Source organism: Methanosarcina sediminis (assembly GCF_052056915.1).
GTDB lineage: Archaea > Halobacteriota > Methanosarcinia > Methanosarcinales > Methanosarcinaceae > MTP4.
In genome coordinates this window covers 2,398,029-2,412,172 of record NZ_CP195119.1, presented here as the reverse complement: position 1 = coordinate 2,412,172, position 14,144 = coordinate 2,398,029, and the positions used below count along the sequence as shown (strand labels likewise).

Here is a 14,144-nt window from a genome sequence, read left to right as displayed (position 1 = left end):
TGATGTTTATTGTAATAAATCATATAAGATACAGCTTATAGGACGCAACTTATTTTAAAATTTTACTCCCATCAACAATTTCGTCCGCATTAAACTTAAAACCCGCTTTATATAAAAAGCAAGTTATAATACGAGAATGACTATATTGCATGCAGTCATATATAAGAAGGGGAAAGCATGGAAATCGAATCGAAGTTTCTTGTAAAGGATGAAGCGGAGTTCCGAGACCTTGAAAAGTTGTCCAGGTTGGGGGACTATTCCCTTTCCGAAACTGTGGTCCAGCCCGTAGAGGACACCTTCCTGGACACGGAGGACATGGCTGTAATGGCATCAGGCTACTACCTGAGGATGCGGAAGGATGTCGGAAAAGAGGGACATTGGGTAACTATAAAAAGTCTGGGGGGGTTCGAAGGCGGAGCCCACAAAAGAGAAGAAAATGTCAGTTTTCTGCCTGAGGGACTTTCTCTTCTGGAATGCCCGGATGCCGGGATCAGGAACAGGATTTTCGAACTTAGCGCAGGTTTTGACCTGGGCCCAATCCTGAAACTTAAACAAAAAAGAGCTATCAGCCAGGTGAAACTTGGAGAAAGGCACGTAGCCGAACTCGCCCTGGACCGTGTGGAACTGAAAAGCGAAAACAGGGAAAAGACTTACAGCGAACTTGAAGTGGAACTGAAAAGCGACGGGACATCCGAAGACCTGGCCATAATCTCAAAATACCTTATGGAAAATTACGACCTGAGCTGGAGCCCCTTTTCCAAATTTGAAAGAGCCATCCTCTTCGCGGAGAATCTTCCTGATAAGACCCTGCTTACCCACCAGGAAAGGGCTGTCTGCATGCAGCTCAGAGAACACAAGAATATCTACGGGAAACAGGCCGGAATTCTCCTGGAGCTTGACAGGGGCAAATCGAGTTCTGAACTGAGCCTCCTGTTTAAAATCTCCGAACCTGAAATCGAAACCCTGAACTTGAAGTTCGAAAAAGAGAGGCTTTCCTTCTTCCCCTTTGCAACGGACGAAGCCGCAGACAGGGAACTCCACTTTAACTCCGGAAGCGGGATACTGGACCGGGGCTGGGAAGCCATGGGTTTTGAGGAATGGACTCCTGAATCCCTCTTTGAACGCTACAGTGTGGACGAGGCAAAGGCAAAAAGGGTCAGAGATGCTGCCCTTACCCTCTTTGACGGGCTTTCCCCCTACCACGGGCTTGGACCCGAAGAGAAGGAACTGCTGGCTCTGGCAGCCCTCATGGAAGACATTGGGATTTCCGCATCCAGGGAAGAAAAAGCCCGGATGGGAAAGGAAATTCTCCTGAGCCACCCGCTGAAAGGCCTCAAACTCCACAGCTTACGCATGCTCGCCCTGATCACAGAACTTCAGGACCCCGGAGTCAGTGAAAAAAATCTCGGGCAGGCCCTTAAAGGATCACATATCAGGCTTCCTCCGAACCTCCAGAGTAAAGCCCTGGTACTTGCAGCCTTCGTCCGGATCGCAGACCTTCTGGAAACCCAGGTTGTCCCTGTCCGGCCAGGCAGGATCAGGCAGCTCGAAGACGCCCTGGAAATCGAACTGATAGGGCGTGATGCGGAAAAAGCCAGAAAGAAAGCAGCAAAGAGAAGCGAACTCTGGGAATACCTTTTCGGCACAAAACTCTGGTTCACCCCGACGGAGGAATCGCATGAACCCCGAACTGAAGAAGAAAAAGAGGGAGCAAAAGGAAAAGTCGGAGAAAAAATAGGGGAAAAAGTTGGAGAAAAAGTAGAAGAGACAAGCGAAAAAGCCGAAAAGGAAAGGGAAGCATCTAAGGAGAAGAAAAAAGGTAAAGCTTCCAAAAAGTTCACCGTCAAGCCCGGAGATTCTATGGGAGAAGTCGCCCACAGGATTTTCTCCTACCAGTTTGACCAGATGCGGTCCCACGAAAAAGGAACCCGGAAAGGGGAGGATATCGAAGAACTCCATGACATGCGGGTTGCGGTCAGACGCATGCGGGCGGCATCAAAGGTCTTTAAAACTTATCTTGACTCAAGGCAGCTGGGCCCGCACATGAAGGGGCTTAGACGGACCCTGGGAGCCATGGGAGATGTCCGGGATCTGGACGTTTTCCGGGAAAAGGCAGAGGAGTATCTGGAAACCCTGCCCGAGGGCCACGAACATGACCTTGAACCCCTCTTTGCCGTACTCGAAGAAGAAAGGGAAAAAGCCCGGAAGACCATGCTTGCGTACCTGGACAGCGAAAAATACGCCCGTTTCAAGAAGGAGTTCTCGGAATTCCTTGAAGTCCCGGGGGCAGGGGAGCTTCCTACCAGCAACAAAAAAAATGACGCTCTTCCCCACAGGGTAAAGGACGTGCTTCCCTCGGTGATTTATGCCCGCTTCGCCGACATAGCTGCCTATTCCGAATGGGTGGAAGGGCCTTACGTCTCTGTAGAGCGCCTGCACAGGCTCAGGATAGCCGCCAAGGGGCTGCGCTACACCTTCGAGTTCTTCGAAGACGTCTTGGGAGACAATGCAAAAATAATGATCAAGGAGTTAAAGGGCCTGCAGAACCACCTGGGAGACCTGCACGACGCCGTGGTCGCAATCGACCTCCTGAGTTCTTACATGAGGACCGGGGCCTGGGGCCTTGCAGAAAGCGAAACCTGGAAAAGATCAGGGAAACAAGCAAATCTTGAAGGGATGGAAGGAATTGAAATCTACCTGGCATCCAGAGAAGAAGAACTCCGGACCCTTCTCAACACGTTCCCCGAAGCCTGGGCAAAGTTCAGGAGCAAAGAGTTCAAAGAAAAGATCGAAATAGCTATCGAAAACCTGTAAGATGCTCCTTCAGAAGTTTCACTGATTAAAATTTTTACAGGTGCCTTTCAGCTTTTGTTTTCCTGAAAATTTATCGCGCCAGGAGGGAAAGCCCCTTCCTCAACAGCCGAAGAGGGTAGGGGGATAGTTGACATCAGGTACTTTCAAGTTCGGGCTCTTCCTCGAGGGTAGAAAAAGGTACAGCCCCCTGTTCAATGATCATCTTGTACTGTAAATTGTACCCAAAAATTTTTGTGAAAAACTTCTTGTGCTTCTCAAGCTCCCAGAGTTCGAGCTGGCATTCTTTCCGGGCATGCATCTCAAGCACAACGGTGTCAGTTGAAGAGATATAAAAGCGGACATGGGAAATGATCCCTGTGTGGGAGCGGTCAAGGCCTTCAGCGATTCGAAGCAGGGCAGCCAGGATACGCACGCTTTTAACGGAACTTTTCTCTAGCCCTGCAAGGTTCGGGTGTTTTTTCTTGGGAGTACCTTTCCTATGGAAATAGGCAAGATTGGCAATGATTTCGATTTCTTCGGGCTGGAAACCGGGAAGACTGCTCTCCCGGATTATGTGGTAGGCATGGGCCTGGTGCTTATCGTAGGAGAGAAACTTCCCTATATCATGCAGGGTTGCCCCGTACTCCAGCAGTTCCCTCTCTCCTTTCTCAAACTCGTAGATCCCCAGGGCCTGGGCACTGTCAAAGAGTTCCAGGGCCAGCCGGGTCACGGTATGGGCATGCTCTTCATCGAAATGACAGGCCAGTCCCAGTTGCATGATACTCCGCTTCCGGACCGACATCTGGGTGATCATGTAGGAAAATTCGCTCTTTGAAAGGTAATCAACAAGAAGCCCTTCCCTGAGTCCCCGCTTACTGATCCGGATTTCAGAAAGCCCCATTTCTTCCATAAGGGTCTCGATAATCGCAGCTCCGGCAATGATAATATCCGCTCTCTGGGAGTTGATCCCCGGGAACTTCCGGCGCTCTTCCAGAGGCAGGGCACACAGATCCCTGACTATTGTTTTCAGGTCTTCATACCCCAGGCGGTCATAGTTTTCCTGGCCCGTTTTGTGCAGGTAGACAAAGGCTATCCTGGCAAGGTTTTCAATAGTCCCCGAACTTCCCATAGCACAGTTTATCCTGTACCTGGAAAGCTCTTTTATCACGAGCATGGACTTGCGCCGGACATGGGCCTTGATCAGCCGGTAGCGCGCCATTGAAACCGGCCCTGTCTCGTCCGGAAGAAACATGTTTGTCAGGCGGATAGCTCCCAGGTTGAAGGAATGGAGGAAATAGTACTGTTTATCGCCCCCGACCGAGACCTCAGTGCTCCCACCTCCGATATCAATTAACAGAGCTCTGGAGTCACCAAGCCGAAGCCCGCTCGAAACCCCCAGGTAAATAAGGCGGGCTTCCTCAATACCGGAAATCGGGCAGACTTCCAGGTTTGCCTCACTTTTCAGCATTTCGAGGAACTGGACCTTGTTACTGGCATCCCGGGTAGCCGAGGTAGCCACGGCTATGACCTCTTCAGCCCCGTAAGCCCGGGCAAGTTCCACGAACTTCTTGCAGACAATGACCGCCCGCTGCATAGCTTCGGGCTGGAGGATCCTATCAATGAATTCCTTATCCCCAAGCCTCACGGATTCTTTCTGTTTGGTCAGGGGTTTATAGGACCCGTTCGGGTTAATCCGGACCAGGAGAAGCCGGACCGAGTTTGTCCCAATGTCTATGAAAGCGACAACCCGACCTTCAGAAAGTTTTTCGGACTCCATTTATGACCACCTGTCAGAACTCACTGCCCTTTTACCTTTTCCCGTGGGAAACCAAGTACTCCAAACTAAGTTTCATTACATTTATCACATACTCTATTTGATATTTATTTTCCGGATTTTTTTCTTTATAAGGTGATAGTGCAACTCCTGAAACCATGCCTGCCTGAAATAAATTTAAAAAACGGATCTGGAGAAAGCAAAAAAGAGAACGGCAAAAAGAAGGGAAAAGATCTGAAGGTTCGAACTCCAGAAGGGCCAAACTTTTCAGCCCTTTTCGGGCTTGATGTCCCAGCATCCCCTGTGCTCGAGCATCCAGATCTGGGAATCGAGTTCTTCTTCTTCAGGCTGCATGTAGACTCTTTCCGACCTGCCGTTAGGGAGTACGAGACGTGCCTTGATGTTGTCTTTCAGGTGGGTCCCCAGGACAACGTCCCGTATCAGGGGTATGTATTCCTTTGCTATGGGAAAGACGACTTCAACCCTGTTATCCAGGTTTCGGGGCATGAGGTCGGCGCTTCCCATGAAAATTTCTTCATCTCCACCATTCCTGAAGTAGTAGACTCTGGGATGTTCCAGGAACCTGCCGACAATCGAAGTAACCCTGATATTTTCACTGAGCCCGCAGATCCCGGGCCTGAGGCAGCAGATTCCTCTTACCTGCAGGTCCACCTTTACCCCTGCTCGAGAGGCCCTGTAAAGTTCAAGGATGCACTGGTAGTCCACCAGGGAATTCATCTTGAAGATTATATGCCCGTTTCCTTCTTTTTCGTGCAGGTCGATCTCCCGACGGATGCGTTCCAGAATCTGGTGCCTTAAGGTTTGGGGGGCGACCAGGAGTTTGGTATAGTGATCTTTTCTCGAGTAACCGGTCAGGGCATTGAAAAGGTCCGAGACGTCCTTACCTATGAAAGAGTCGCTTGTGAGGTAACCGAAGTCGGTGTAGAGTTTTGCAGTAACTGCGTTGTAGTTCCCGGTGCCCAGGTGGGCATAGTAGCGGATGCCCTCTTTTTCGGCGCGAACCACCAGGCACATCTTGGAATGGATTTTCAGGCGCGGCAAACCATAGGCTACGTGAACGTTCTTACGTTCGAGTTCTTTTGCCCATCCGACGTTGTTTTCCTCATCAAAACGGGCTTTGAGCTCTACCAGGACTGCGACCTGCTTGTTCCTATCCGCGGCTTTCATAAGCGCCTGGATAATCCTGGAGTTGTCATCCACCCGGTACAGCGTCATCTTGATTGCCAGCACATCCGGGTCGTCGGCGGCATGTTCCACGAAATCGATGACCGATTCGAAACTGTCATAAGGGTGGTAAAGCAGGACGTCCTCCTTCCTCAGGGCCGAAAAAATGTTTTCCTTATCAGCAAGCAGGGGATGTTTCCTGGGTTCAAAAGGTTCATATTTCAGCTCGGGACAGTCCAGTTTAGTAAGTTTCATGAGACTTGAAAGGCCCAGGGGCGCAGCCAACCTGAACATCAGCGAAGGGGTAAGCTCCAGGTTCTCAAGCAGGATATCGGAAACACGTTCCGGCATGGTATAATCGGTCTCAAGCCGGATAGCGGACCCGAAATAGTTTCTCCCGATCCGCTGCTGGACTGCGGTCAGGAGGTCCTTATCCCCGTCCTCATCAAAACCAAGGTCTGCGTCCCGCGTGATCCGGAAAGGATACGCCCCCAGGATATGCTGTCCCGGGAAGAGGAAATCCAGGTTTGCGGCGATAAGCTGTTCGAGCCAGACAAAACGCCCTTCTTTCAACTCATCAAGTTTCCGGCCGGTAGGCCATTCTTCGCCTTCTTTAGGAACCGGGATAAGCCTCGGGAAAAGGGGAGGGATCTTAACCCTGGCAAAGCGCTCCCCGTAATCGGGATCGTCAATAAGTACGGCAAGGTTGAGGCTTAAGTTGGAAATATGCGGGAAAGGATGTCCGGCATCAAAACCAAGAGGGGTCAGTACCGGGAAAATGTTATTTTCAAAATAGTCCCTTAGCTTTTCCCGCTCCTTACTCGAAAGTTCGAAATAGTTGAGGACATTGATATCCTTTTCTCTCAGGGCCGGCTGAAGGACCCCGTTCCAGCACTTATCGCGAGTGACAAGCTGCCTGAGAAGCTCTTCCCTGACAACCCGGAGTTGCTCCAGGGCAAGCTCATCTATCCGGTCTTCCCGGGCTGACTCTTCAACGATCCTTTTCTGAATCCCTGAAACCCGGACCATGAAAAATTCGTCCAGGTTGCTTCCGAAAATGGAAAGAAACTTGACCCTTTCAAGCAAAGGGCTACGCTCGTCAAAAGCCTCCTCAAGCACCCTTTTGTTGAACTGGAGCCAGCTGTACTCCCGGTCCAAATACAGGCGCGGGTCACTGAGGTCAGGCATACCGGAGCTTTCCATCCGAGATCCTTCAACATTATCCGATAGTAACCTGTCAAAGTCTGCACACTGGATGGGGAAGTTACGCTCCATTACTACCACGCAAGAGTTGATTTTGTTCTTTCTTTAGAGCTATCCTTAACAACGTAAGATCACTGTTCATTTCATTAATTTTTAATATTTATGCTATTTTGTTATTTGATGTGATACCGATGCAACAACGCCGAACCCACGGGTCCTGAAAAACCATCACAATTGAGGGTTCCCTATAAATCCGGATAAGGTTCAAAGCTTTAGTTGCCGGAACGACGAATTCCGGCTTGATATGAGTAGCCGAAAACCGTCACACTCTCAGGAAACAACTTCCGGGATATATTAATCTTTGTTCTCAGGCCGGACAACACTTTCCGGTTACCTGTTGAAAGGGAACCACATCTCCATGTAGTAATAGAAAATGGATTAAAAACAACCCCTATATAGGCTTTTGGTTCAACAAAAACCTCAGGAATGCCCGGAATCTCCCGAGAAACGTGAAAGTATGTACTGATATATAGAACTAAAGATTTATAACATTATCTCTTAAAATATGAGAAAAATAAAAAAAGATGAACAGAGAAGACTTTTAATGAAGCGGCTTTACCCCCTGAACTTTCCTTTCAAATGCGCATAAAACTCCTGTTCTTTTCCCGAGGTTTTCCTGAAAAGGCGCTCCACGATCAGTTCGGGCGTACTCCTTGCCACATGGTTGTAGACCGGAGTCCTGTCCACTACCAGCTCCAGATTTGAGTCCAGGCCCTTTGCTTCGATCCCGTCCACCCGGACCTCAGCCTCCGTATTTTCCAGGATCAGCTCCGAGAGATGAGAGACAAATATCCCAAGGCTTTGCTCGTTTCGGACAAGGTATTCGAGGATGCCCGCAATGATCCTGGCCGAAGCCCCTGGCTCGGTGATGGACTCAAGTTCGTCTGCAAGTACCAGTTTCCCGGAACTTTCGGAGAGCACGGAGAACTGTTTAAGGGTGGTCTCGAAAGCCCCTGCGTCCAGAGTCCCTTTCGATTTCCCGAAATAGTAGAGTTCTTCGATGGGGCCGAGCTCAAGCTTTTTTGCAGGGGCAGGAAAACCCATGTGCCCCAGAATAACGCACTGGGCAAGAAGTTCAAGCAGGGAGGTCTTGCCCCCGGAATTCACGCCGCTAAGGAGCACAACCCGGTTTTCTCCCGCTTCAGGGAAAAAACTCGCCTTTCCGACAGAATAACTGACAGGGTCAATTTCCCCGTACCTGGCTTTCAAAAAAAGGTTTTCCCCTTCCGAAAGCCCGAGCCCCGCGTCAGGGATCAGCTCCGGCATTTTCAGGGAAAAGTACTCTGCAAAGCAGCCCACCGAAAAGCCCAGGTCAAATTCCAGGACTTCCCTGACAAGCTTTCCGACAAATGGCCTGTAAGCGGAAAGGACTTTTGCAATTTCCCTTTTCCGGGAAAGCCTTGCCTTTTCCAGTTCCCTGGAAAGCTTTTGCCTGAAGAGCTGGAGCTGGGCCTGGTCGGCCTGGAGGGGATAGGAAATCTCATCGGAAAAAAGAGAGTCCAGAAGCAGTTTTTCATGCGAAAGCAGCCCGAGCTTCCCTGCCAGTTCTTCCTTTACGGCTTCAAGCTCTTCCCTGTAGAGTTTGTAGAGCTCCTTTGCCAGCAGGTCTTTGATTTCCATGCCCCCGCTTACGAGCTTGAGGAGGTCCTGCCCGCTAAGGGTAAGGGAACTCTCTTCAAGCGCCCGGTTCATCCGCAGGTTTGCTTCCTGTAGGGCAGTTGCAAGGACGCGGTCCAGACCTTCAAGGGCGGCTCCCAGACGGTCCAGTTCCGGGTCAAACCCTTCTTTCGGCTTTCCGTCCTCTCCCAGCTTCGAAAGAGCGGTTTCGAGGGTTTCAAGCCCTTCTTCCGACATTTCCTCAAAGAAACTGAAATTGCGGCTGCGAAGGACGGATACCACCTGCAGACAGGCCCGGATGCAGTCCAGGTTCCGGGCAAAAAAGGCAAGTTCCATTTCCGGTACTACCTGCCAGAATTCCACCTTTTCCGGGTCTGGGAAAAATTCGGGCTCAAGGTCCTCGGGCATGTCGAAGCCCAGGAAAGTGTTATCAAAAACGATGGTATGGGAATAGCCCCTGGCAAGGTCCACGAATTCGGAAAGGTTCTCCACGGCCTGGACCGGGAGAAAGGCCTGGAACCTCTCCTTTACAACCCCGAAAGTTTCCGGGTCTCCGGAGAGAATGATACGGTCTCTTGCCCGAAGGTTTCCGGGCACGGGCTTAAGCCTCCTGACCCTTGAGAGCAGGCCCGGAAATTCCGAATCCCCGGAAAGGGAGCGAGCAAGTTCGAGATACTCCTCCACGAAAACCCTTCTCTTCTCGATAAGGTCCCTACGGGAAGCAGGGTAAGGATAAAAGAGGTTCATTTTGTCCCGGGCATGGGGCGTATGTGTAAAGCTTTTAACCAGTTCGAGCAGGCGGGAGTAGAGGTCTGTTGCCTCTTTAGTCTTCAAAAAATCGGAAATAGAGCAGCCTTCGGCCCTGGCTTTCGCATCCCTGGCAAGGGAAAGGGCAAAGTTGTGGCTCACCCCGTTAACCTCGGAAAGCGCGGCAACATCCCCTTCGAGAATTGCCCTGAGCGCCACTTCTTCGGTCCCGAAATGTTCGACCAGCCTTTCGGCAACTCGCTCACCTATTCCAGAAAGATCCTTTACACCTGAAAGCTGCTGAACAGACGCCATATTCAAAACACTTTGAAAGGTTTATGAGGTTAGTTAATCAAAGGTACCGGTTAATCAAAGGTATCGGTTAATCAGAGGTATCGGTTAATCAAAGGTATAGGTTAATCAAAGGTATAGGTTAATCAATAAAAATGAGTGTAAGTTCCTCTTCGAGATAAGGGTGCATGGAAGCCGTATACCCATGTGTGACCTCGCTGACATTATACATTACCTTTGGCTCCCCTGCAAGGGAAAATGTGCCAAGCGCCATTTCATGGGGAATCACGGTATCATTAGAGGAGTGCAGGAGCACGAACCTTGCCGGCGGAATTTCGGGAAGGTAGGTATCCGGGTCAATGGAACGGTAAAAGCTGTAGACATAAGGGTCTTTTACCTGAGATGGATCGATTTCTCCGGTGCCGTAGCCCGCGGTACTGATTCCTACCACTCCCCGCAGAGAGGGTTCAAGGGCACAGGCAATGATTGCAAACCTGCCACCGTTGCTTTCTCCGATGATGGCAAGCTTTTCAGGGTCGATTTCCGGCTGGGCGGAAAGGACATCCGTGGCTTTCAGGGCATCGTAAACCATTTTGTATTCGAGAGGCTCGAGCCCGGCTTTGAAAAGTTCAAGGTCTCCTTCCGGGTTTATAGCTCCGAGATTGCGCTGGTCCAGGGCAAGGGTGGCATACCCTAGTTTCGAAAGTTCCGCTGCAAGGCCCTGTTCTTTTTCCTTGCTAATCCCAGCCCCGGGGAGCAGGACTATTCCGGGGACGCCTGAAGAGTTTGAGAGAGAAGAACCTGCTGGAGAAGAGTCCGCAGGGATTCTCAAAAGAGCCCGGACATTCTCGCCCCTGCTCTCAAAAGTGAGCAGTTTCAGGGAATCTGCGGATTCCGGGGTGTAAAGATCCTCGGTCACCTCAACAGTGAACGCAGCTTCCCCTCTTTGGGGAAAAGAGAGGAGTCCCTCTTCCGAAACGGTCCAGGCTGCCCCGGCGGCTTCGGAGTTTGCAGGGTTGTACAGGACCCCGAAGACACCCACAAGTATGAAGAGAAAACCGAATAGAAAAATTACGGGTTTCGGAGCTTTTGCCCCTGAAGAAACGTGATTCGTTTTTTTGTTTTTCCCGGAAATTTGCTTGCTCAAGGGAACCCTGACCGGAAAAATATGGTTACGGCCAGAAGCCGTTAGCCGCACTTAAGAATAATACTGCCAGTCCCACAATGGCTCCGGCAATAAGCACCGTCTTGGGCTGGACCTGAATTGCATTTTTGTCCGCTTCGTAGTAGCGCATCAGCCCTGCGGAGGACTGAAGGCCGCTGCCTGATTTTTTAGCCATGAGTTAAACACCTTTATTGATCAATGGAAGGTCATTTTTGATGAATATCAGACGTTCGTATAAGGTAGATACAAACAATTGAAATCAAAGTTGAGATCAAACAATTGAACTCGAACAATTGATATTTCTGCCAATTTTGATAATCATCAGGTAATTTACAGTTATGATATATAAATCCAGCAGAGTGGATTCAGGGGGTGAACCCGGTAGAATAAATCCAAAAGAATGGATTCAGGAGGTGAAAGCCCGGAAAAGGGGAAATACCCCTCAGACAAGCACCTCGTCCAGCAGGAAAGGCGGGTAAAACACTCCTTTCTCCGTGATGACCGCATTCACGTTTTCCATAGGGGTTGCGTCAAAGGCAGGGTTGTAGACTTCCACATCTTCGGGGGCTAGCTGTTCGGAGCCGAAGAAGCGAAGTTCGTCAGGGTCCCGCTGCTCTATTTTCACACTGCCCTCCCAGCCCTTGAAATCAAAGCTGGAGACCGGGGCTGCAACGTAAAAAGGGATTTCATGCTCCCGCGCAAGCACTGAGTGGGTATAGGTCCCGATCTTGTTGAAGACAGCGTCCTGGGTGATCCGGTCAGCCCCTACGATCACTTTGTTTACAAGTTCCTGGCGCATTGCCCAGCCGGCCATGGAGTCCGTGATCAGGGTGACAGGAATTTTGTCCTGCATCAGTTCCCAGGTGGTAATCCGGCTGCCCTGGTTAAGGGGTCTGGTCTCGCAGGCAATGACCTTGATTTCCTTACCCTGTTCAACTGCGGAACGTACCACGCCAAGGGCTGTGCCCCAGTCCACACAGGCCATCTTGCCGGCGTTGCAGTGCGTGAGTACAGTGTCCCCATCTTCCAGGAGTTTAGCCCCGTGTTTTCCTATCAGCTTATTGATATACACGTCTTCGTCGGCAATAGCCCGGGCCTCGTAAAGGGCAATGTCCCGGACCCCGGCGACATCATAGGCGTCAGACAAAGCATTCAGGACCCTTTTTACGCCCCAGCCCAGGTTCACAGCTGTTGGGCGGGTTGATACTATGGCCTTTCCCGCCACCTTCAGGTCCCGCATTATGCTGTCCATATCCTTTGCGCTGCTCAGGTAAGCTGCAAGAGCAATCCCGAAACCCCCGGCAGCCCCAAGCGCAGGCGCCCCCCGGACCCTGAGGCTCTTGATCGCCTCACAGAGGGAACTAAGGGTTTTGCATTCGATTACCCTGTACTCTTTAGGGAGCAGGGTCTGGTCCACAAGCATAACGGAATTGGACTCCTCATTCCAGTCAATCGTCCTCATGCAAATCACTGTCCGGTGTAAAAATTAATTTTGATGTCACTGTAAAGCTTGATTCTGCCTTAAAGCTGACTCCAGCCAAAAACCTCTGGCTTCCCTTTCAAACCCCACATCCGATAAAAAACTATTCAACTTTCGGTTCAATTTTCCTAATAGACCTTTTCCCTTTTTTCAAAATAAAGAAATATTTTAATTCCCGGAGCTGGCAGGAAACTAAAGATATTTATCGAAATAGTGAAAGGATTTTGGAAGGATTTATAATATAATTTTTATATATAGTGATTGGACAGCGATTTTTAAATATGTATAAAATAAGTATCTATTTGGGGATATTCAGGGAAATTTTGTATGAATTAATTTATAGAGTGACGGTCTAAATAAGACAAGACTTAAAATTCAACCAATCCAACTCAAATAAATTCAATTCAGCTAATTCAATTCAGCTAATTCAATTCAACTAAATTCAATTCAACTAATTCGATTCAACTAATTCAACTTCAAACAAATTCAACTTCAAACAAATTTAAGATAAGCAGGGTGTTCACCGGAGAGTAAACTTGTATGAAGAAGATAAAAATAGCTATCACAGGGATCGGAAACTGTGCAAGCTCCCTGATACAGGGTATTGAGTACTACAAAAACGATAAGATGCGTGAACCTATCGGGTTGATGCACCGGGAACTGGGGGGGTACAGGCCCGGCGACATTGAAGTCGTGGCCGCTTTTGACATCGACGCCCGGAAGGTGGGAAAAGATGTATCAGAAGCTATCTTCGCTCCTCCGAACTGCACGACGGTTTTTTGTCCTGAGATCCCGGCCATGGGTGTGAAGGTTAGGATGGGAAAACTCCTTGACGGAGTCTCGGACCATATGAAAAACTATGATGAAAAGTACACCTTTGTGCCCGCAAAAGAGCCTGACTCCACAAAAGAAGAGATTGTGGAGGAACTGAAAAGTTCGGGCGCCGAGATGCTCCTTAACTACCTTCCGGTGGGGTCCGAGGATGCCGTCCGCTTCTATGCCGAATGCGCCCTGGAAGCAGGGATAGGCTTCATAAACAACATGCCGGTCTTCATCGCAAGCAACGAGGCCTGGGCAAAGCGTTTTGAAGAAAAGAAGCTCCCCATCATCGGAGACGATATCAAAGCCCAGCTTGGGGCAACCATTACCCACAGGATCCTGGCAGACCTTTTTGAAAAGCGCGGGGTAAAACTCGACCGGACCTACCAGCTTAATACGGGAGGAAATACCGACTTCCTTAACATGCTCAACCAGGACCGTCTGGCTTCCAAAAGGGAATCGAAAACCGAGGCAGTCCAGTCCGTGCTCTCCCAAAAACTCGAAGACGAAAACATCCACATCGGACCCAGCGACTACGTGCCCTGGCAGAAAGACAACAAAGTCTGCTTCCTCAGGATGGAAGGAAAGCTCTTCGGGGACGTGCCCATGAACCTGGAACTCCGGCTCTCGGTTGAAGACTCCCCGAACTCCGGAGGTGTGGTCATCGACGCCATCCGCTGCTGCAAGCTTGCCCTTGACCGGGGAATCGGCGGCGTGCTCTATTCTCCGTCCTCCTACTTCATGAAACACCCCGCAATCCAGTACCCGGACGGCGAGGCCTACAGCCGGACCGAAGAATTCATAGCCGGAAGCAGGGAACGCTAAGGAGAGGGCAAAGAAAAGGAAGAAAAACTCTGAGCAGAAATAGACTTTTAAAAACAGCTTTTGAAGCCGGAAATCCCGGAAGTTTCCGGGAAACTTTATACTTTTTTAAAGCTTTTACAGATTTACGGATTTCTTACATCACTACTTTTTCCTTCATCACTACTTTTTCGTTGGTTTCCACAAAA

At 49.9% G+C, this 14,144-nt stretch carries 8 protein-coding genes; 2 read left to right on the top strand and 6 right to left on the bottom strand.

Annotated elements, in window-relative coordinates; all coding sequences use genetic code 11:
• The first annotated feature begins 177 nt into the window (after positions 1 to 177).
• Positions 178 to 2,814, top strand: coding sequence for a CYTH and CHAD domain-containing protein (locus tag ACSAZK_RS10380; RefSeq protein ID WP_440954068.1), 2,637 nt, complete (start codon positions 178 to 180; stop codon positions 2,812 to 2,814).
• A gap of 133 nt (positions 2,815 to 2,947) precedes the next feature.
• Here ACSAZK_RS10380 and ACSAZK_RS10375 read toward each other — a convergent pair whose 3' ends face one another.
• The 6 genes from ACSAZK_RS10375 to ACSAZK_RS10350 all read right to left on the bottom strand — a co-directional run bounded on the left by ACSAZK_RS10375 (position 2,948) and on the right by ACSAZK_RS10350 (position 12,297).
• A complete protein-coding gene (locus ACSAZK_RS10375) occupies positions 2,948 to 4,570 on the bottom strand; it encodes a Ppx/GppA phosphatase family protein (RefSeq protein WP_440954067.1) in 1,623 nt (540 codons plus the stop codon).
• Between the two features lie 264 nt (positions 4,571 to 4,834).
• Positions 4,835 to 7,027 (bottom strand): polyphosphate kinase 1, encoded by a 2,193-nt coding sequence (gene ppk1, locus ACSAZK_RS10370; protein WP_440956998.1) that lies wholly within the window; start codon positions 7,025 to 7,027, stop codon positions 4,835 to 4,837.
• A 543-nt stretch (positions 7,028 to 7,570) separates the two neighbouring features.
• A complete protein-coding gene (locus ACSAZK_RS10365) occupies positions 7,571 to 9,694 on the bottom strand; it encodes a MutS-related protein (RefSeq protein ID WP_440954066.1) in 2,124 nt (707 codons plus the stop codon).
• Between the two features lie 118 nt (positions 9,695 to 9,812).
• Positions 9,813 to 10,817, bottom strand: a complete 1,005-nt coding sequence (locus ACSAZK_RS10360; protein ID WP_440954065.1) for an alpha/beta hydrolase family protein — start codon at positions 10,815 to 10,817, stop codon at positions 9,813 to 9,815.
• 25 nt (positions 10,818 to 10,842) lie between these two features.
• Complete coding sequence (locus ACSAZK_RS10355; protein ID WP_048182130.1) at positions 10,843 to 11,010, bottom strand: preprotein translocase subunit Sec61beta; 168 nt, start codon at positions 11,008 to 11,010, stop codon at positions 10,843 to 10,845.
• A 267-nt stretch (positions 11,011 to 11,277) separates the two neighbouring features.
• Positions 11,278 to 12,297 (bottom strand): S-methyl-5-thioribose-1-phosphate isomerase, encoded by a 1,020-nt coding sequence (locus ACSAZK_RS10350; protein WP_440954064.1) that lies wholly within the window; start codon positions 12,295 to 12,297, stop codon positions 11,278 to 11,280.
• A 558-nt stretch (positions 12,298 to 12,855) separates the two neighbouring features.
• Here ACSAZK_RS10350 and ACSAZK_RS10345 point away from each other — a divergent pair.
• On the top strand, positions 12,856 to 13,959 hold the full coding sequence (locus tag ACSAZK_RS10345) for an inositol-3-phosphate synthase (RefSeq protein WP_440954063.1): 1,104 nt from the start codon (positions 12,856 to 12,858) through the stop codon (positions 13,957 to 13,959).
• Positions 13,960 to 14,144 lie beyond the last annotated feature (185 nt).

Excerpts from the sequence above, each read along its gene's own strand:
- ACSAZK_RS10380 (WP_440954068.1), top strand. The coding sequence starts at position 178 with ATGGAAATCGAATCGAAGTTTCTTGTAAAGGATGAAGCGGAGTTCCGA.
- ACSAZK_RS10375 (WP_440954067.1), bottom strand. The coding sequence starts at position 4,570 with ATGGAGTCCGAAAAACTTTCTGAAGGTCGGGTTGTCGCTTTCATAGAC.
- ppk1 (WP_440956998.1), bottom strand. The coding sequence starts at position 7,027 with ATGGAGCGTAACTTCCCCATCCAGTGTGCAGACTTTGACAGGTTACTA.
- ACSAZK_RS10365 (WP_440954066.1), bottom strand. The coding sequence starts at position 9,694 with ATGGCGTCTGTTCAGCAGCTTTCAGGTGTAAAGGATCTTTCTGGAATA.
- ACSAZK_RS10355 (WP_048182130.1), bottom strand. The coding sequence starts at position 11,010 with ATGGCTAAAAAATCAGGCAGCGGCCTTCAGTCCTCCGCAGGGCTGATG.
- ACSAZK_RS10350 (WP_440954064.1), bottom strand. The coding sequence starts at position 12,297 with ATGAGGACGATTGACTGGAATGAGGAGTCCAATTCCGTTATGCTTGTG.
- ACSAZK_RS10345 (WP_440954063.1), top strand. The coding sequence starts at position 12,856 with ATGAAGAAGATAAAAATAGCTATCACAGGGATCGGAAACTGTGCAAGC.